Source organism: Streptomyces sp. T028 (assembly GCF_048159505.1).
GTDB lineage: Bacteria > Actinomycetota > Actinomycetes > Streptomycetales > Streptomycetaceae > Streptomyces.
Window position 1 is genome coordinate 109018 of sequence record NZ_JBLRVZ010000052.1, and the last position, 17092, is coordinate 126109.

17 protein-coding genes are annotated in these 17092 nt (G+C 70.1%); 11 read left to right on the forward strand and 6 right to left on the reverse strand.

Annotation, left to right across the window (positions count from 1 at the left end; translation table 11 throughout):
* Positions 1 to 6: 6 nt before the first annotated feature.
* The 6 genes from ACLZN2_RS41090 to ACLZN2_RS41115 all read right to left on the reverse strand — a co-directional run bounded on the left by ACLZN2_RS41090 (position 7) and on the right by ACLZN2_RS41115 (position 5263).
* Positions 7 to 399, reverse strand: a complete 393-nt coding sequence (locus ACLZN2_RS41090; RefSeq protein ID WP_416984806.1) for a MarR family winged helix-turn-helix transcriptional regulator — start codon at positions 397 to 399, stop codon at positions 7 to 9.
* A gap of 90 nt (positions 400 to 489) precedes the next feature.
* Positions 490 to 840 (reverse strand): VOC family protein, encoded by a 351-nt coding sequence (locus tag ACLZN2_RS41095; protein WP_416984807.1) that lies wholly within the window; start codon positions 838 to 840, stop codon positions 490 to 492.
* A 199-nt stretch (positions 841 to 1039) separates the two neighbouring features.
* On the reverse strand, positions 1040 to 2071 hold the full coding sequence (locus tag ACLZN2_RS41100; RefSeq protein ID WP_416984808.1) for a LacI family DNA-binding transcriptional regulator: 1032 nt from the start codon (positions 2069 to 2071) through the stop codon (positions 1040 to 1042).
* Positions 2068 to 2973, reverse strand: a complete 906-nt coding sequence (locus tag ACLZN2_RS41105) for a carbohydrate ABC transporter permease (protein ID WP_416984811.1) — start codon at positions 2971 to 2973, stop codon at positions 2068 to 2070. Before ACLZN2_RS41105 ends, ACLZN2_RS41100 begins: the two co-directional genes overlap by 4 nt.
* Positions 2970 to 3944, reverse strand: a complete 975-nt coding sequence (locus ACLZN2_RS41110) for a carbohydrate ABC transporter permease (RefSeq protein WP_416984813.1) — start codon at positions 3942 to 3944, stop codon at positions 2970 to 2972. The genes ACLZN2_RS41105 and ACLZN2_RS41110 overlap by 4 nt, the downstream gene beginning before the upstream one ends.
* Positions 3944 to 5263: an ABC transporter substrate-binding protein gene (locus tag ACLZN2_RS41115; protein ID WP_416984814.1), complete on the reverse strand. Its 1320-nt coding sequence runs from the start codon at positions 5261 to 5263 to the stop codon at positions 3944 to 3946. Before ACLZN2_RS41115 ends, ACLZN2_RS41110 begins: the two co-directional genes overlap by 1 nt.
* Before the next feature lie 224 nt (positions 5264 to 5487).
* Between ACLZN2_RS41115 and ACLZN2_RS41120 the strand changes: the two genes are divergently transcribed.
* The 11 genes from ACLZN2_RS41120 to ACLZN2_RS41170 all read left to right on the forward strand — a co-directional run bounded on the left by ACLZN2_RS41120 (position 5488) and on the right by ACLZN2_RS41170 (position 16320).
* Complete coding sequence (locus tag ACLZN2_RS41120) at positions 5488 to 7509, forward strand: beta-galactosidase (RefSeq protein WP_416984816.1); 2022 nt, start codon at positions 5488 to 5490, stop codon at positions 7507 to 7509.
* Positions 7510 to 7612: 103 nt separating this feature from the next.
* Complete coding sequence (locus tag ACLZN2_RS41125; RefSeq protein WP_416984818.1) at positions 7613 to 9181, forward strand: glycoside hydrolase family 53 protein; 1569 nt, start codon at positions 7613 to 7615, stop codon at positions 9179 to 9181.
* 215 nt (positions 9182 to 9396) lie between these two features.
* Positions 9397 to 9684: an ArsR family transcriptional regulator gene (locus ACLZN2_RS41130; RefSeq protein WP_416984819.1), complete on the forward strand. Its 288-nt coding sequence runs from the start codon at positions 9397 to 9399 to the stop codon at positions 9682 to 9684.
* A 156-nt stretch (positions 9685 to 9840) separates the two neighbouring features.
* Positions 9841 to 10809, forward strand: a complete 969-nt coding sequence (locus ACLZN2_RS41135) for an SMP-30/gluconolactonase/LRE family protein (RefSeq protein WP_416984820.1) — start codon at positions 9841 to 9843, stop codon at positions 10807 to 10809.
* Positions 10810 to 10853: 44 nt separating this feature from the next.
* Positions 10854 to 11318, forward strand: a complete 465-nt coding sequence (gene crcB, locus ACLZN2_RS41140; RefSeq protein ID WP_416984821.1) for a fluoride efflux transporter CrcB — start codon at positions 10854 to 10856, stop codon at positions 11316 to 11318.
* The gene (locus tag ACLZN2_RS41145) at positions 11315 to 11695 is read left to right on the forward strand and encodes a DUF190 domain-containing protein (protein WP_416984822.1); all 381 of its coding nucleotides are present in this window, start codon (positions 11315 to 11317) and stop codon (positions 11693 to 11695) included. The genes crcB (ACLZN2_RS41140) and ACLZN2_RS41145 overlap by 4 nt, the downstream gene beginning before the upstream one ends.
* The gene (gene crcB, locus ACLZN2_RS41150; RefSeq protein WP_416984824.1) at positions 11692 to 12057 is read left to right on the forward strand and encodes a fluoride efflux transporter CrcB; all 366 of its coding nucleotides are present in this window, start codon (positions 11692 to 11694) and stop codon (positions 12055 to 12057) included. Before ACLZN2_RS41145 ends, crcB (ACLZN2_RS41150) begins: the two co-directional genes overlap by 4 nt.
* An 82-nt stretch (positions 12058 to 12139) precedes the next feature.
* Positions 12140 to 12976 (forward strand): undecaprenyl-diphosphate phosphatase, encoded by an 837-nt coding sequence (locus tag ACLZN2_RS41155; RefSeq protein ID WP_416984825.1) that lies wholly within the window; start codon positions 12140 to 12142, stop codon positions 12974 to 12976.
* Between the two features lie 169 nt (positions 12977 to 13145).
* Complete coding sequence (locus tag ACLZN2_RS41160) at positions 13146 to 13823, forward strand: FadR/GntR family transcriptional regulator (RefSeq protein WP_416984890.1); 678 nt, start codon at positions 13146 to 13148, stop codon at positions 13821 to 13823.
* Positions 13820 to 15259, forward strand: coding sequence for an amino acid permease (locus ACLZN2_RS41165; protein WP_416984826.1), 1440 nt, complete (start codon positions 13820 to 13822; stop codon positions 15257 to 15259). The genes ACLZN2_RS41160 and ACLZN2_RS41165 overlap by 4 nt, the downstream gene beginning before the upstream one ends.
* A 44-nt stretch (positions 15260 to 15303) precedes the next feature.
* The gene (locus ACLZN2_RS41170) at positions 15304 to 16320 is read left to right on the forward strand and encodes an asparaginase (protein ID WP_416984827.1); all 1017 of its coding nucleotides are present in this window, start codon (positions 15304 to 15306) and stop codon (positions 16318 to 16320) included.
* The last annotated feature ends 772 nt before the right edge of the window (positions 16321 to 17092 follow it).

Consider the following 17092-nt stretch of genomic DNA (forward strand, 5'->3'; position numbering starts at 1 on the left):
CCCTGTTCAGGAGCTCCCGAGCATCCGCTCCAGCACCGCCCGCTGCAGCGGCAGCACCTCGGAGTGCAGGTCACGGCCCTTGCGGGTGAGGGCGACGTACACCCCGCGCCGGTCCTCCATGCACACGGCCCGTTCCACCAGGCCGTCCTTCTCCAGTCGGCCGATGAGACGGGACAGGGCGCTCTGGCTGAGGTGCACCCGGCCGACGAGGTCCTGCACCCGGCACTGGTCGTCCTGCCGGGGCGCCTCGGCGGCGAGGATGTCGAGCACCTCGAAGTCGCTCGCTCCGAGGCCGTGCGGGTGCAGCGCGCGGTCGATCTCGCACATCGTGCGCGCGTGCACCGACAGGATGTCCCGCCACCGCTCCTCGAGGCCCGCCCCGGCCGTCTTCACTGCCATACCCGCACCGTAACACCATTTCCGGTATTTGTTGACTGTGCAACTAGTGCGGGTGCAAGCAGTTTCCCGCCAGGGGCCCTACGGCGATTCCTACGACGGGTCCTGGAGCAGTCCGACCAGGTTGCCGTCCGGGTCCTTCACGGAGGCGATGAGCCGGCCGTTGCCGACATCCTGGATGTCCTGGAGCACCTCGGCCCCCGCCTCCACCACGGCCGCGAGCCGCGCCCGGATGTCGGAGACGTGCCAGTAGGGGACCGGTCCGGTCAGGCCCTGGGCATGGCCGTTCGGGTTGAGGCCGACGTCCTGGCCGGCGGCCTTGAAACCGACGTAGTAGGGCTCGTCGGCGTACGGCTCGACCTCCAGCAGCGCGCTGAACAGGGCCTTCGCCCGGTCGGCGTCCTTGACGGGGTAGATGATCGTCTGAACTCCGGTGGTGGTCATGGTCAGGTCACTCCCTGCTTGCGCGTGGCCCCGACGGGATTCCGTCGGTGGTTTCACGCTAGGGCGGGGGAGGGGGAGACCGCTTCTCCGATCCTGACCGAACCCGACCGAAAGGCCCGGACGAAAACGGGGCCGGTCGTCACGACCGGCCCCGTCCCCTCACATCGATTCACATCGATTCACATCGATTCACATCGATTCACGTGGAGTCCCGCTTGACCAGCTCCGTCGGCAGGATCACCGCCGCCGGGTCCTCGCCGCCTATCTGCGCGAGGAGGACGCGCACCATCTCGCTGCTGATGCGGTCGTAGGGCTGGCGAATCGTGGTGAGGGCGGGGGTGGCCTCCGTCGCCGCGGTGGAGTCGTCGAAGCCGCCCACGGCCACGTCCTCGGGGACCCGGCGCCCCGCCCGGTGCAGCGCCGTCATAGCGCCCTGTGCCATCAGGTCGGAGGCCACGAACACGGCGTCCATGTCCGGGGCCTGCGCCAGCAGCCGTTCGGCGCCCGCCTCACCGCTGGCCCGGCTGTAGTCGCCGGAGACGATGAGCCGCTCGTCGATCTCGATGCCCGCCTCCGTGAGCACCTCCTTGTACCCGGCGAGACGGTCGACACCGCCCGGCAGGTCCAGCGCGCCGGTCACCACACCGATGCGGCGGCGGCCCAGCGACAGCAGGTGGCGCACCATGTCACGGGCGCCGTCGCGGTCGTCGGCCGCCACGTAACTCACCTTGGAGCCGGTCCCCATGGGCTTGCCGCACTGGACGAGCGGCACGCCCGCCTCGCGCAGCTCCTCGGCGACCGGGTCCCCGGAGTGGCTGGACACCAGCAGCACGCCGTCGACATGGCCCGCGGTGATGTACCGCATGATCCGGCGTCGCTCGTCCTGCGTGCCGGCCAGCATCAGCAGCAGCGGGATGTCGTGCGCGGCCAGGGCCTGGGTGCAACACCGCAGGAGGACGTTGAAGTTGGGGTCCTCGAAGAGTTTCTCCTGCGGTTCCGTCAGCAGGAAGCCGATCGAGTCCGAGCGCCCGGTGATCAGCGAGCGGGCGTGCCGGTTCACGACGTAACCCGTCTTGCGGATCGCCGCGTTGACAGCTTCCTGCGCCGCCGGGCTGACGTAGTGACCGCCGTTGAGCACGCGCGACACAGTGCCCCGGGAGACTCCCGCCACCCGTGCCACGTCGTGAATGGTCGGCGGTTTCCGTCGGCCCCCCGTGTTACCCATGGTCATGACTTTACGGCCCCGGAGAGCAGGTCGAGGCTCCAGAAACGCTGGATGACCAGGAACAGGGCGATGAGCGGGGCGATCGCCAGCAGCGCGCCGGTGATGACCAGCGTGTAGAGCGACGGCTGGCTGTTGCCCTGGTTGAGCAGGGTGAACAGGCCCAGTGTCATGGGGAACTTCTCGTCGTCGCTCAGCATGATGTACGGCAACAGGAAGTTGTTCCAGATCGCCACGAACTGGAAGAGGAAGATCGTCACCAGTCCGGGCACCATCATCGGCAGCCCGATCCGCATGAAGATCCGCCACTCACCGGCCCCGTCCATCCGTCCCGCTTCCACCACGTCGGACGGTACGGCCGCGGCTGCGTAGATACGACCCAGGTAGACCCCGTACGGGGAGAGGACCAGCGGCAGCAGCACGGAGGCGTAGGAATCCGTCAGGTCCGCCTTGGCCATCAGCAGGTACTGCGGGATGGCGAGGATGACGGGCGGCATCAGAACGCCGGCCAGCAGGATGTTGAAGACGGTCTCGCGTCCGCGGAAGCGGTAGACGGCGAGGGCGTAGCCGGAGACGGCGGAGACCGCGGTCGACAGCAGCGCGCCCAGCCCCGCGTACAGGGCCGAGTTGCCCATCCACTGCCAGTAGATGCCGTCGCGGTAGGCGGTCAGATCGGCGACGTTCTGGGTGAAACCGGTGCCTGGCAGGAGGGTGAAGGTGGAGAACAGCTCCTTGCCCGACTTGGTGGCGGCCATGACCACCCAGGCGACCGGCAGGAGGCAGTACGCGGCTCCGGCCAGCAGGACGAGCGTGGGGACGAAAGCGATACGGCGGCGCAGTGGCGGGCCCTGGGCGGTGCCGGGTGTGGTGCCGGCCGCCGGGGCGGCCTTCCGGACGGCAAGAGAACTCATCGGGCTTCCTCCTGCTTGGAGCGGGCGTTCGCGATGCGCAGGAATCCGAAGGACAGGACCAGGGTGGCGACGGCGATGATCACGGCTTGGGCGGAGGCCGCGTAGATGTCGTTGTTGCCGAAGGCGTCCTGGTACACCTTCATCAGCGGACTCCAGGTGGTGGAGATGGCGTTGGTCATCGGTTTGAGGGTCATCGGCTCGGCGAACACCTGAAGCGTCGCGATGATCGAGAAGAAGAAGGTGAGCACCAGGGAGGGTGCCACCATCGGGATCTTGATCCGCAGCGCGGTCTGCAGCTGGGAGCAGCCGTCCAGCTTCGCCGCCTCGTACACCTCGGCCGGGATGGCCCTGAGCGAGGTGTAGATGACGATCATGTTGAAGCCGGTGCCGCCCCAGATCGCGATGTTCGACAGGGCGATGAACAGCGGTCCACCGTCCAGCAGGTTGGGCTCCGGCAGACCCGTCTTGTCGAGCAGGAAGTAGAAGGGGCTGACGCTCGGCAGGTACAGGAAGCCCCACAGCAGGGCCGCGATCACGCCGGGGATGGCGTAGGGCAGGAAGATCGCCAGCCGGGTGAAGGAGGTGAGCCGCACCCGGTCGGTGTCCAGCATGAGCGCGAAGAGCAGGGCGGAGCCGAGCATCACGGGGACGACGATGGCGCCGTAACCGAGGACGCGCAGGGCGCCGTTGAGCAGTTCGGAGTCGGAGAGGGCGGCGGTGTAGTTGGACAGACCCGTCCACACCTCGCTGCGGGCGCCGGACCCCAGGCCCAGGCCCTTGACCTCGACCTTGCGGAGGCTGAGGTAGATCGCGTACCCGATGGGCAGGACGAAGAACAGCAGGAACAGGACGACGGCGGGGAAGAGGAAGGCGTACGGGGCACGCCGCACGCGCCCGCTGTGGGTGCGGGCGCGGGGCGCACGGCCGGAGCCGTGCGCCACCTTGCCGGTGTTCTGGGTGGTACCTGACATCACTCGGAGACCTCGAAGCCCTGCTTCTTCATGTCGGCGACGGTGTCGTCCTGCATGGCGGTCAGCGCGGTGCCGAACTCGGCCTTGCTCTTGGCCTTGGCGGCCTTGCCGAAGGCGTCCTTGAACGTCGTGTACGCGACGTTGACGTTCGGGCCCCAGGCGGACGGCGCGGTGGTCTTCGCGATCTCGGCGGCCTTGGTGTAGAAGTCCGGCTGGTTCGAGAAGAAGGCCGGCGCCTCGGACAGGGCGCTACCGGTCTGGGCGGCGGTGGCGGCCGGGTAGATGCCGCCCTCCTTCACCATCGCGGCGAGGGCCTCCTCGTCGGTGTTCAGCCAGGTGGCGAACTCGGCCGCGGCCTCCTTGTGCTTGGAGTCGTTGGTGATGCCGGTGGAGGAGCCGCCCCAGCTGCCGGTGGCGCTCTCACCCGCGCTCCACTGCGGCAGCGGGGCCATCGCCCACTTGCCGGCGGTGTCGGGGGCGGCGGTGGTCAGAACGCCGGGCGCCCAGACGGCACTGACCCAGGCGATCTGCTTGCCGGTGTTGAGCGCCTTGTTCCAGGCCGGGGTGTACATCGGCTGGTTGTCTATGGCGCCCTCCTCGACCAGACCGCCCCAGAAGTCGGCGACCTTCTTGGTGGCGTCGTCGTCGATGGCGACCTTCCACTTCTGGCCCTCGGTGGTCCACCACTTCGCGCCGGCCTGCTGGGCGAGGCCCGCGAAGAGACCGGAGTCGTTGGCGGAGAACGTGGTGAGCGCCTTCGAGGAGTCCTTCTTCTTGAGCGCGCGAGCGGTGTCCGCGAACTCCTCCCAGGTGGTGGGGACGGTCAGGCCGTACTTCTTGAAGAGGTCCTCGCGGTAGTAGAACATCAGCGGCCCGGAGTCCTGGGGGATCGCGTAGGCGCTGTCCGTGCCGAGGGTCACCATCTGCCAGATGCCGGAGGCGAACTTGTCCTCGGCGTCCTTCACCTCGTCCGTGATGTCGGCGAGAACGTCGTTGCTGACCAGGGTGGGGAGCGCCTGGTACTCGGCCTGCACCAGGTCGGGCGCCTTCTTGGCCTTGGCCGCCGTGATGATCTTGGTGACCAGCTCGTCGCCGGAGGCCTGCTTCTTCACCGTGACCTGGATGTCGGGGTGCTCCTTGTTCCAGATCGCGGTGACCTTGTCCATGCCCGGAGCCCAGGCCCAGTAGGTCAGGGAGACCGGGCCGGAGTCGGCGGAGCCCTTGTCGTCGGAGTCGGAGCTGCAGGCGGCGAGAGTGGTGGCACCGAGGGCGACGGCGATGGACGTGGCCACGAGGCGGCGGCGCATCGTGAACTGCATGGGTGTTCTCCCCTGACGAGGGCCTTCAAGGGGCCTGGGCCTGAAGTGAAGGCGTTGGATCAGCAGGCCGGCCATGCTCGGCCGTGCTGTGCTCTGTGAGCGTTCACAGTAGAGAAACATCCCGGACACTTGTCAATGGTTGTTGCTGTGCGGTTATGTTGGGCTCCGAGCGGCCGCCACCGTGTGTGCACGTTCCCAAATGATCGATTAAACGGGAGACATCCATGCCGGAGACCACCCCCCGGGGCCTGACCAGGCTCGCCTTCGGTGGGGACTACAACCCCGAACAATGGCCGGAAAGTGTCTGGCACGAAGACGTCCGGCTGATGCGGGAGGCCGGCGTCACCATGGTGAGCGTCGGAATCTTCTCCTGGGCGCTCCTGGAGCCCTCACCCGGGGTGTACGACTTCGGCTGGCTTGACCGGATCATCGGCCTGCTCCACGACAACGGCATCCGCGTGGACCTGGGCACCCCCACCGTCGTCCCGCCCGTGTGGTTCTACCGCGCCCACCCCGACGCCCTGCCGGTGACGCCCGAGGGCGTACGCCTGGAGTTCGGCTCGCGCGGCGCCATCTGCCACAGCAACGCCGACTACCGCGCGGCCGCCGCGAACATCACCACCCGGCTCGCCGAGCGCTACGGCGACCACCCGGCCCTGGCGATGTGGCACGTGCACAACGAGTACGGCGTCCCCGTCTCGGCCTGCTACTGCGACTCCTGCGCCGCCCACTTCCGCCGCTGGCTCACGACGACGTACGGCACGGTCGAGGCGGTGAACGAGGCATGGGGCACCGCCTTCTGGGGCCAGCACTACGCGAGCCTCGAGGACATCAACCCGCCCCGCGCCACCCCCACCGTCGGCAACCCCGGCCAGGCGCTGGACTACAAGCGCTTCGCCGATGCCACCATCCGCGAGAACTTCGTCATGGAGCGGGACATCCTGCATCGCCTCGCGCCCGGCGTCCCGGTCACCACGAACTTCATGACGGCCCTCAGCCAGTGCGACTCCATCGACTACTGGGCGTGGGGCCGCGAGGTCGACATCGTCACCAACGACCACTACCTCATCACCGACGGCCGCCGCACCCACGTCAACCTGGCGATGGCCGCCGACCTCACCCGCTCGGTCGCGGGCGGCGCCCCCTGGATCCTGCTCGAACACTCCACCTCGGGCATCAACTGGCAGCCCCGCAACCCCGCCAAGGCGCCCGGCCAGATGGCCCGCAACTCGCTCGGCCATGTCGCCCGCGGCTCCGAGGGTGCGATGTTCTTCCAGTGGCGCCAGTCCCGGCGCGGCGCCGAGAAGTTCCACTCGGCGATGGTCCCGCACGGCGGCACCGACACGCGCGTGTGGCGCGAGGTGGTCGAGCTCGGCGCGTCCCTCGACTCCCTGGCCACGATCCGGGGCACCCGCACCGAGGCCGACGTGGCGGTCCTGTGGGACTGGCACTCCTGGTGGGCGCAGAACCTCGCCTGGCGCCCCAGCGAGGACCACGACGCCCGCGAGCGCGCCGACGCCTTCTACGAGGCGCTCTACGACCGCCACCTCACCGTCGACTTCGCCCACCCCGAGGCCGACCTGTCGAAGTACCCCCTGGTCGTGGTGCCCGCGCTCTACCTGATGACGGAGGCGGCCGGGAACAACCTCACGGCGTACGTCGAGAACGGCGGCACCCTCGTCGTGTCGTACTTCTCCGGGATCGTCGACGAGCACGACGCCGTCCACGAGGGCGCCCACCCGGGCGCGCTGCGCGACGTCCTCGGCCTGACCGTCGAGGAGTTCTCGCCGCTGCTCGCCGGCCAGAGCGTGCGGCTCACCGGCCCCGACGGCTCCGAACTCGGCGGCGACGTGTGGACCGAGTTCGTCGTGCCGCGCGGCGCCGAGACCGTGTGGACGTACGCCGACGGCCTCACCGCCGGCCACCCGGCCGTCACCCGGCACCGCCTCGGCGAGGGCACCGCCTGGTACGTCTCCACCCGCCTCGGCCACGAGGGCCTGGACGCCCTGCTCGGCTGGGCCACCGAGGACGCAGCGCTCGACCCGCGCGCCGACCTGCCCCACGACGTCGAGGTCGTACGGCGCTCCGGGGAGACCGGCGGCTACCTCTTCGCGATCAACCACACCGCCACCGACGCCAAGGTGCCGCTGGAGACCTCCGGCACCGAGCTGCTCACCGGCGAACGCGCCGCAGGCCGCCTCGCGGTCCCGGCAGGGGCCGTACGGGTCGTCCGGCTCGACGGCTGAACCGACTCCCCCTCCGCCCGTGGAGCCGCGAGCCGCGGGCGGAGGGGGTCTCTCCCTCATCCGAGGGATCCCACCCCATACGTCGAAGGGACGACGGACGAAGATGTTCCATCCCAGACGCACCTCCAGAGCACTGCTCCTGCCTCTTGTCGCGGGGCTCGCCCTCACCGCACTGCCCGCGCAGACCGCCCAGGCGGCGAGCACGCTCACCAACGGCGGCTTCGAGTCCGACGGCACCGGCACCGCGACGCCGACCGGCTGGTCGACGTACTCCGCGGCCGGCCAGAACGCGGCCTCCTTCACCGAGGCCGGCGGCCACGGCGGAAGCTACCGCCTGAGCCACTGGTCGTCGTCCGCCTACAAGGTGGAGACGTACCAGTACCTGTCCGGCCTGACCAACGGCAACTACAAGCTCACCGCCTGGGTGCGCTCGGGCGGCGGTCAGAACTCGGCGTACATCGCGCTCAAGAACTGCGGCGGCACGGAGCAGCGCACCGACCTGCCGGTCTCCTCGAGCGGCTGGATCCACATCGTGGTGCCGGTCAGCGTGACCAACAACCAGTGCACGATCAGCATCAACAGTGACGCGAACGCGGGCAACTGGATCAACGTCGACGACCTGACCTTCACGTCCGGCACGACCAGCACGTCGATCCACGGTGCCGACATCTCCTCCCTCGCCAAGAGCGAGGCGAAGGGCGGCGTCTACAAGTGGAGCTCCGGCAGCACCGGCGACGCGATCTCCATCCTGGACAACGCCGGCATGAACTACGCGCGCCTGAAGGTCTGGGTCAACCCGGCCGACGGCTACAACAACAAGACACGCGTGCTGGCCATGGCCAAGCGCGTCAAGGCGGCCGGCATGAAGCTGCTGGTCGACTTCCACTACTCGGACACCTGGGCCGACCCGGGCGCCCAGTCCAAGCCGTCCGCGTGGTCGGGGCACACCTACAGCCAGCTGACCACCGACGTGTACAACCACACGTACGACGTGCTGAACGCGCTGAAGGCGCAGGGCACCACCGCCGACATGGTCCAGGTGGGCAACGAGATCAACGGCGGCATGCTGTGGAACGAGGGTTCCACCTCCAACTGGTCGCAGCTCGCCGGACTGCTCAACTCGGGCTACAACGCCGTCAAGGCGGTCAACTCGTCCACCACGGTCGCCCTGCACCTCGCCAAGGGCGGTGACCTCTCCGGCACCCGCACGTGGTTCGACAACGCCGTCGCGGGCGGCGTGAAGTTCGACGCGATCGGCCTGTCGTACTACGGCTACTGGCATGGCTCGCTCTACGACTTCCAGACGACCCTGGACGACGCGGCCTCCCGCTACGGCAAGCCGGTCTTCGTCGCCGAGACGGCCTACCCCTTCCGGCTCGACAGCGACGACTCGCTCACCAACCAGATCGACACCACCGGTGAACTGGTCTCCGGCTACCCGGCGTCCGCGGCCGGCCAGCTCGCCTGGATGAACGCCGTCACGAACATCGTGGAGGCCGTCCCGAACGGCCGCGGTCTCGGCGTCTTCTACTGGGAGGCGACCTGGACCGCCGTCACCGGCAACGGCTGGGACCCGACCGACGCCACCTCGGGCAACGGCTGGGAGAACCAGGCCCTGTTCGGCTACGACGACAAGGCCCTGTCCTCGATGGCGTGGTTCAGCCACCGCTGACCGCCCGACCCGCACAAGGGGCCCGGCCGCACATCACGCGGCCGGGCCCCGCGCGTTTCGGCCTCGGCATCCGGAGGCCCTCCGTATACGAACGCCCCTGTGCGCCAAGGGTGTTCGATCCCGGCCAACGCTTGCCGAGTCCGGGACACGGCATCCCAGGCTGCGCGACAGTGGGACGACACGGCACGAGGAGGCCCGGACGGAGGGGGACGACCATGCTGAGGACTCCCGGTGGTGAGAGGCGACTGGCCATCCTGGAATGGCTGAAGGATCCGGCCCGGCACTTCCCGCCCCAGCGGCACGGCGACCTCGTCCGGGACGGCGTCACCGCGGACGCGATCGCGGCGAAACTCGGCGTGCGCCGCCAGGTGGCCGACACCCATCTCACCCTGCTCACCGACCTCGGCCTGCTGCGCGCCACCCGCATCAAGCGGCGCGTCCACTACCGGCGCGACGAGATCCGCATCGCCGAGGTGGCGCGCATGTTCGAGAAGGGATGGTGAAGGGCGGCGGGAAGAGACGCCAGAGCCCTGCGCGCAGCCGGAAGCGCCCCTGGAGAACCGTTTCCGGAAAACCCCGGCAAAAGACCCCGGCCACGACCTGCCGACTCCATCCCTGCCTGCGAGGATGGCCGCCTCCTCCAGGAAGGGCGGACCCCCATGGACCGTCGGACGGCCCTCGTTCCGATCAGGTACCTCACTCTCCCCGGGCACGGCCCCGAAGACGTCGTCGCCGACCCCAGAGGACGGGTGCTGACCGGGGTGGCCGACGGACGGATCCTGCGGATCGACGGTCTGGACGACCCGGCCGCGGCCCGTGTCGAATGCGTCGGCGAGATCGGCGGCCGTCCGCTCGGCCTCGAACTCCTCCCCGACGGCGATCTGCTGGTGTGCGACGCCGAGGGCGCACTGCTGCGCGTCGACCCCGAGGCCGGCCCCGGCAACGTCCGCGTCCTGACCGGGTCCGCGGCGGGGGAGAGGCTCCGCTTCTGCAGCAACGTCGTCGCCCTGCCCGACGGCACGGTCTATTTCACCGTCTCCAACCGGCTCCATCCGCTGCGCGACTGGATGGGCGACATCGTCGAACACACCGGCACCGGACGGTTGCTGCGCCTCGAACCGGGCGCCCGCGAGGCCGAGATCGTCCTGGACGGGCTGCAGTTCGCCAACGGGATCGCCCGCGGCGCCGACGACTCGTTCCTGGTCGTCGCCGAGACCGGCGCCCGCCGCCTCACCCGCTTCCACCTCACCGGCCCCCGCGCCGGACAGGCCGACCCCTTCCTCGAGAACCTGCCCGGCTTCCCCGACAACCTCTGGCGCGGCGCCCCCGACGGCCCGATCTGGGTCGCCCTCGCCGGCCCGCGGGTCCCCCCGCTCGACCTCCTCCACCGCGCCCGTCCCGCCGTACGCCGCCGCGCCGCCCGCGTGGCCCTGCGCGCGCCGTACCGCCCCTCGGGCACCGCCGGGGTCCTCGCGGTCGACGACGACGGCCGGATCGTGGAACACCTCACCCGCCGCCGCTCCGGCTACCGCATGGTCACCAGCGTCTGCGAGACCGGCGGACGACTGGTCCTGGGCAGCCTCTGGGAGCCGGGCATCGCGGTCTGCGAGGCACCCCTGACCAAGTAGGACGGCGACCTTGGCCGAGTGAGACGGCGATACGCTGGTGCGACATGTCAGCTCCCGAGGCCGAGAGCCTCCGCACCAGCACCCCGCGCGGGACCACCGGGGCCGGTCAGCTCCCGGTGGTCGCCGCCGTCGCCGTGGGCGGCGGGATCGGCGCCACCGCCCGCTACGCCGCGGCGCTGTGGTGGCCGACGGCCACCGGCGGCTTCCCCTGGACGACCCTCTGGGTGAACGTCGTCGGCTGTGCGGTGATCGGTGTCTTCCTGGTGCTGGTCACCGAGGTGCTGACCGTGCACCGGCTGGTGCGCCCCTTCTTCGGCACCGGCGTCCTCGGCGGCTTCACGACCTTCTCGACGTACGCCGTCGACATCCAGCGGCTGGTCGACGCGGGCCGCCCGGGCACCGCGTTCGCCTACCTCGCCGCGACCCTGTGCGCGGCGCTCGGGGCCGTGTGGCTCGCGGCCACCGCGACCCGCCGCGCCCTGCCCACGAGTTCGCGGAGGCAGCGATGAAGAGACTGACCGGCAACGCCCTGCGCCTGACCGTCTTCGTCGGTGAGAACGACACCTGGCGCCACAAGCCCCTCTACAGCGAGATCGTCCACCGCGCCCACGCCGCCGGGCTCGCCGGCGCCAGCGTCTTCCACGGCGTGGAGGGCTTCGGCGCCTCCTCCCTGATCCACACCTCGCGGCTGCTCTCGCTCAGCGAGGACCTGCCCGTCGCCGTCGTCATCGTCGACACGGAGGAGCGGGTGCAGGCCTTCCTGCCGCAGCTCGACGAACTGGTCACCGAAGGCCTGGTCGTGCTCGACGAGTGCCATGTGATCAAGTACGCGGGGCGCGGCAGGAACCAGGACGAACCGGATACGAAGGGTAAGAAGTCGTTGTGAACTGGCTGGTGGTCGTCGTGGGCGGCATGATCGGCGCGCCCGCGCGCTATCTCACCGACCGCGCGGTGCAGTCCCGGCACGACTCGGTGTTCCCCTGGGGCACCTTCGTCGTCAACGTGACCGGCTGTCTGATCCTCGGCACCCTGACCGGCGCCGCCTCCCTCAGCCCCGACCTGCGGTTGCTCCTGGGCACGGGCTTCTGTGGGGCCCTGACGACGTACTCGACGTTCTCGTACGAGACGCTCCGGCTGACCGAGACCGGCGCGGGCCTCTACGCTGCCGCCAATGTCCTCGGGAGCCTGGTGGCGGGCCTCGGGGCCGCGTTCGCCGGGGTCGCGATAGGCCAGGCGGTGTGGTCCTAGCCGGTCCACCGTGCCACGGCCGCCAGGAATCGCCTGGTAGGACTGTCCCTCGCCGTTGTCGACCCACCCAGAACTGGATTCCATGAGCGCCATCTCCGTCGGCCAAGCCGTCGTCCTCGGAGCCGTCGAGGGAGTGACCGAGTTCCTCCCCGTCTCCTCCACCGGCCATCTGAAGATCACCGAGGGGCTGATGAACATCCCGGTCGACGACGACGCCGTCGTCGGCTTCTCCGCGGTGATCCAGGTCGGGGCGATCGCCGCCGTGCTGGTGTACTTCCGCAAGGACATCGTGCGGATCGTGTCGGCCTGGTTCCGGGGTCTGCGCAACCGCGAGGAGCGCGTCCACCACGACTACAGGTTCGCCTGGTGGGTCATCTACGCGACGATCCCGATCGTCGTCGTCGGTCTCGCCGCCAAGCCGCTCATCGAGGGGCCGCTGGCCTCCCTGTGGGTGGTCGCCGGCTCGCTGATCGCCGGCAGCGGTGTGATGTGGGCCGCCGACCGGATGGGCCGGCACAAGCGCGGCGAGGACGACACCTCGTTCAAGGACGCGATGCTCGTCGGCAGCTCCCAGATCCTCGCGCTGCTCTTCCCCGGCTTCTCCCGCTCCGGCGCCACCATGTCCACCGCGCTCATGCTCGACCTGGACCGCGTGGCCGCCACCCGGCTGTCCTTCTTCCTCGGCATCCCCGCCCTGACCGGCGCGGGCCTGTACGAGCTGAAGGACGCGCTCGGCACGGGCGCGGGCGCCGCCCCGCTGGCCGTCGGCACCGCCGTCTCGTTCGTGGTGGCGTACGCCTCCATCGCCTGGCTGCTGAAGTTCGTCGCCAAGCACTCCTTCAACGCCTTCGTGATCTACCGGATCGTCGTCGGTCTGCTGCTGTTCGGCCTGTTGGGGACCGGCGTGCTGAACAGTTGACCACCGGTGGTCGATCACCGGCGGGCGGGAAGTTTCGAATGCAGGCTTCCCGTCCGCTGAATTTTTTGTTTCACCGCCCTTGACACACCCGTACGTAAACCGGAACATCTCTCCCGTGAACCTGTCAGACAGCCAGACAGGTGGTGCGATCCCGCGGCGCGTCAGCGCGATGGAAGCGGTTCTCGCCCACCTCCGTGGCGCCATCGAGCGCGGCGAGTACGCCATCGGCGACAAGCTCCCCTCCGAGGCGGAGCTCTGCCGCACCCTCGAGGTCTCCCGGCCCGTGCTCCGGGAGGCGCTGCGCGCCCTGCAGACCATGGGCCTGACGGTCGCCAAGACCGGCAAGGGCACCTTCGTCATCGCGAACACCGTCGAGGACCCCACCTTCGGCGACTACGCGGCCAGCGACCTGCTGGAGGTGCGCCGCCACGTCGAGATCCCGGTCGCCGGGTACGCGGCACAGCGCCGCACCCCGGAGAACCTGGACCACCTGGCCCATCTGCTCGACCGCATGGAACGGGAGACGGACACCACCGCGTGGGTCGCGATGGACACCCTCTTCCACCTGGCCGTGGCCGAAGCCGCCCAGAACCCGGTCTTCCGCCGGGTCATCGAGGAGATCCGGGACGCACTGGCGCGTCAGTCGGCCTTCCTCAACGAGCTGGGCGGCCGGCGCGAGCAGTCCAACCGCGAGCACCGGGCCATCGTCGAGGCGCTGATCGACGGTTCCGAGCACGACGCGGTGGAGGCGATGAGCCATCACCTCGACCGCGTCGAGACGACCCTCACCGACATCGTGCGACCCCCTGGCACGAGTACTCCCCTGGAAGGCGGACCCGAGGCGTGAGCGAACAGCACCTCAAAGACGAGACGCGCCCCTCGTCCGGTCACATGGACGCCGGCGACCACGGCTACAGCAAGTCGCTGAAGCACCGGCACGTCAACATGATCGCCATCGGCGGTGCCATCGGCACCGGCCTCTTCCTCGGCGCGGGCGGCCGGCTCGCCGACGCCGGGCCCTCCCTCTTCGTCGCGTACGCCGTCTGCGGCGTCTTCGCGTTCCTCGTCGTGCGCGCCCTCGGCGAACTCGTCCTGTACCGCCCGTCCTCCGGCGCCTTCGTGTCGTACGCCCGCGAGTTCCTCGGCGAGAAGGGCGCGTACACCGCGGGCTGGATGTACTTCCTGAACTGGGCCACCACCGGTATCGCCGACATCACCGCGGTCGCCACCTACACCCACTACTGGGGCATGTTCTCCGACATACCTCAGTGGGCGATCGCCCTGATCGCGCTGGCCGTGGTCCTCACCGTGAACCTTATCTCGGTGAAGATCTTCGGCGAACTGGAGTTCTGGTTCGCCATCGTCAAGGTCAGCGCCCTGGTGATCTTCATGTGCATCGGCATCTTCCTGCTGGTCACCCAGCACCCGGTGGACGGCACCAACCCCGGCCCCTCCCTGATCACCGACAACGGCGGCCTCTTCCCCAACGGCCTGCTGCCCATGCTGCTGATCATCCAGGGCGTCGTCTTCGCCTACGCCTCCGTCGAACTGGTCGGCGTCGCCGCCGGTGAGACCGAGAACCCCGAGAAGATCATGCCGAAGGCGATCAACTCGATCATGTGGCGCGTGGGCCTGTTCTACGTCGGCTCGGTCGTCCTCCTCTCGATGCTGCTCCCGTGGAACAAGTACACGGCCGGCGAGAGCCCCTTCGTCACCGTGCTGTCCAACATCGGTGTCCCGGCGGCGGGCGGCGTGATGAACCTGGTCGTCCTCACGGCGGCCATGTCCTCCCTGAACTCCGGCCTCTACTCCACCGGCCGCATCCTGCGCTCCATGGCCGTGAGCGGCTCCGCCCCGAAGTTCACCGCGAAGATGAGCCGCAGCCAGGTCCCGTACGGCGGCATCCTGCTCACCAGCGGTATCTGTGTCCTGGGCGTCGGCCTCAACTTCGTGGTCCCGGCGGACGCCTTCGAGATCGTCCTGAACTTCGCGGCGATCGGCATCCTCTCCACCTGGGGCATGATCATGATCTGTCACCTGCTCTTCTGGCAGAAGACCCAGAAGGGCGAGCTGACCCGTCCGGGCTACCAGCTCCCGGGCTCCCCCTGGACCGAACTCGTGACCCTGTTCTTCCTCGCCTCGGTCCTGGTCCTCATGTACGCCGACGGCGGCGCCGGACGCACCACCGTGCTGTGCCTGCCGCTGATCGTCGGAGCGCTCGTCGCCGGCTGGTACGCCATCCGCCGCAACCTCGCGCGCACCTCGCCCAAGGCCGACGCGTGACCCCGGCGCCGGCCCACGACCATTCCCGAGCGATCCAGGCAGTCATGTACAGCAGCTCCCTCGCGGACGCCCCCGTGATCCGTGAACCCCTCCACGCGCCCGTCGCCCACCTCGTCCGGGGCGGAGTGACCGAGGGCGTCCACCACGGCTCCGTCGTCGTCCTCGGCACGGACGGTGACGTCGAGTTCCAGCTCGGCGACATCGAGGCCGCCTTCTACCCGCGCTCCGCGCTCAAGCCCGTCCAGGCCGTCGCGATGCTGCGGGCCGGGCTGCCGCTCGACGGCGAGCTGCTCTCGCTCGCCGCCGCCAGCCACTCCGGCGAGGAACGCCACCTAGCCGGGACCCGGCGGATCCTCGAGCTGGCCGGCGTCACGGAGGACGACCTGCGCAACGTCAAGGACATGCCGTACGACCCGGCGGTCCGCGACACCTGGATACGCGAGGGCCGCGAGCCCTCCCGGCTCGCGCAGAACTGCTCCGGCAAGCACGCGGCCATGCTGTACACCTGCAAGCTCAACGGCTGGTCCCTCGACGGCCACCTCGACCCGGAGCACCCGCTCCAGCAGGCGATCGCGGAGATCGTCGAGGACCTCACCGGACAGCGGATCGCACGGGTCACCGTCGACGGGTGCGGCGCCCCGCTCTTCTCCGTCTCCCTGCACGGCCTCGCCCGGGCCGCCGCCCGCATCACCACGGCGGCACCCGGCACCCCCGAGGCCCGTGTCGCGGACGCCATGCGCGACCACGCCGAGATGGCCTCCGGCGCCGGCCGGGACGTGGCCGCCCTGATGCGGGCCGTTCCCGGACTGCTCGCCAAGGACGGCTTCGAGGGCGTGGAGGTCGCCGCCCTCCCGGACGGCCGCGCCGTCGCCGTCAAGATCTCCGACGGCGCGAACCGGGCCCGCATCCCGGTCACCGCGGCCGCCCTCGCCCGCGCGGGCGTCGACCCCGCCCTCCTCACCGAGTTCGCGGGCGAGGCGCTGCTCGGCGGCGGCGAACCGGTCGGCGCGGTCCGCCCGGTACGGGCCCTGGACCCGGTGACCGTCCGCGCCTGCGCGTGACGACTCCGGTGGCCACCGAGTGTGCGCGGTGGCCACCGGCGACGTCCGACCTGGTCGTACGTCGGCCTGGTCGTACGTCGGCCTGGTCGTACGTCGGCCTGGCTGTACGTCGGCCTGGCTGTACGTCGGCCTGGCTGTACGTCGGCCTGGCTGTACGTCGGCCTGGCTGTACGTCGGCCTGGCTGTACGCCAGCCGGGTCGTGCGCCGGCCTGGCTGTACGTCGGCCGGGTCGTGCGCGGGCCCTGTCGCACGTTGGGCCTGGTCGTGCGTCGACCTGGTCGCGCGTCGGCCCAGCCGGGCTGCGATCCGGCCATACGTCGGCCCGGTCCACGCGGCTGGTTCCGCGCCGCAGGCCCCCGTCCTGTCGGCTCGGGTGCCAACGGCCGGATCCCCGGAGCAGGCATCCGGAATGCCGGCCGGCCCCGGAGCCACCGGCCCCGGGCCGTCGCTCTCGGAGCCCCCGTCCCCGGAGACACGGGAGGCATCCCAGCCGCCGCTCTCCGGGGCACCGGCAGGATCCACCGAGCAGGGCGTCGGCGTCGGCCCCGACTCGTCGGGACCCCGGCGCCGCCCTCCAGGGCACAGGCAGGCTCCACCGAGCCGGGCGCCGAGCCGGGCGCCGCACCCTCGGCCGCCGCACTCGCGCCGTCGGTCGCACCCGCGCCGGCGGCACCCCGTCGCCGGCCCCCGACCCGCCGGTCCGGTCACCACCGGGCCGGTGTTCCGGCCGGCTCGGGCGGACGTACCCCGTTCCGTCCGAGCCGGCCCCCG

What these genes read in the sequence shown, in the direction of transcription:
- ACLZN2_RS41110 (WP_416984813.1), bottom strand. Translation starts at nt 3,944, where the DNA reads ATGTCAGGTACCACCCAGAACACCGGCAAGGTGGCGCACGGCTCCGGC.
- ACLZN2_RS41145 (WP_416984822.1), top strand. Translation starts at nt 11,315, where the DNA reads ATGAAGAGACTGACCGGCAACGCCCTGCGCCTGACCGTCTTCGTCGGT.
- ACLZN2_RS41155 (WP_416984825.1), top strand. Translation starts at nt 12,140, where the DNA reads ATGAGCGCCATCTCCGTCGGCCAAGCCGTCGTCCTCGGAGCCGTCGAG.
- ACLZN2_RS41125 (WP_416984818.1), top strand. Translation starts at nt 7,613, where the DNA reads ATGTTCCATCCCAGACGCACCTCCAGAGCACTGCTCCTGCCTCTTGTC.
- ACLZN2_RS41170 (WP_416984827.1), top strand. Translation starts at nt 15,304, where the DNA reads ATGTACAGCAGCTCCCTCGCGGACGCCCCCGTGATCCGTGAACCCCTC.
- ACLZN2_RS41120 (WP_416984816.1), top strand. Translation starts at nt 5,488, where the DNA reads ATGCCGGAGACCACCCCCCGGGGCCTGACCAGGCTCGCCTTCGGTGGG.
- ACLZN2_RS41090 (WP_416984806.1), bottom strand. Translation starts at nt 399, where the DNA reads ATGGCAGTGAAGACGGCCGGGGCGGGCCTCGAGGAGCGGTGGCGGGAC.
- ACLZN2_RS41100 (WP_416984808.1), bottom strand. Translation starts at nt 2,071, where the DNA reads ATGACCATGGGTAACACGGGGGGCCGACGGAAACCGCCGACCATTCAC.
- ACLZN2_RS41135 (WP_416984820.1), top strand. Translation starts at nt 9,841, where the DNA reads ATGGACCGTCGGACGGCCCTCGTTCCGATCAGGTACCTCACTCTCCCC.
- ACLZN2_RS41160 (WP_416984890.1), top strand. Translation starts at nt 13,146, where the DNA reads ATGGAAGCGGTTCTCGCCCACCTCCGTGGCGCCATCGAGCGCGGCGAG.
- ACLZN2_RS41105 (WP_416984811.1), bottom strand. Translation starts at nt 2,973, where the DNA reads ATGAGTTCTCTTGCCGTCCGGAAGGCCGCCCCGGCGGCCGGCACCACA.
- crcB (WP_416984821.1), top strand. Translation starts at nt 10,854, where the DNA reads ATGTCAGCTCCCGAGGCCGAGAGCCTCCGCACCAGCACCCCGCGCGGG.
- ACLZN2_RS41115 (WP_416984814.1), bottom strand. Translation starts at nt 5,263, where the DNA reads ATGCAGTTCACGATGCGCCGCCGCCTCGTGGCCACGTCCATCGCCGTC.
- ACLZN2_RS41130 (WP_416984819.1), top strand. Translation starts at nt 9,397, where the DNA reads ATGCTGAGGACTCCCGGTGGTGAGAGGCGACTGGCCATCCTGGAATGG.
- ACLZN2_RS41095 (WP_416984807.1), bottom strand. Translation starts at nt 840, where the DNA reads ATGACCACCACCGGAGTTCAGACGATCATCTACCCCGTCAAGGACGCC.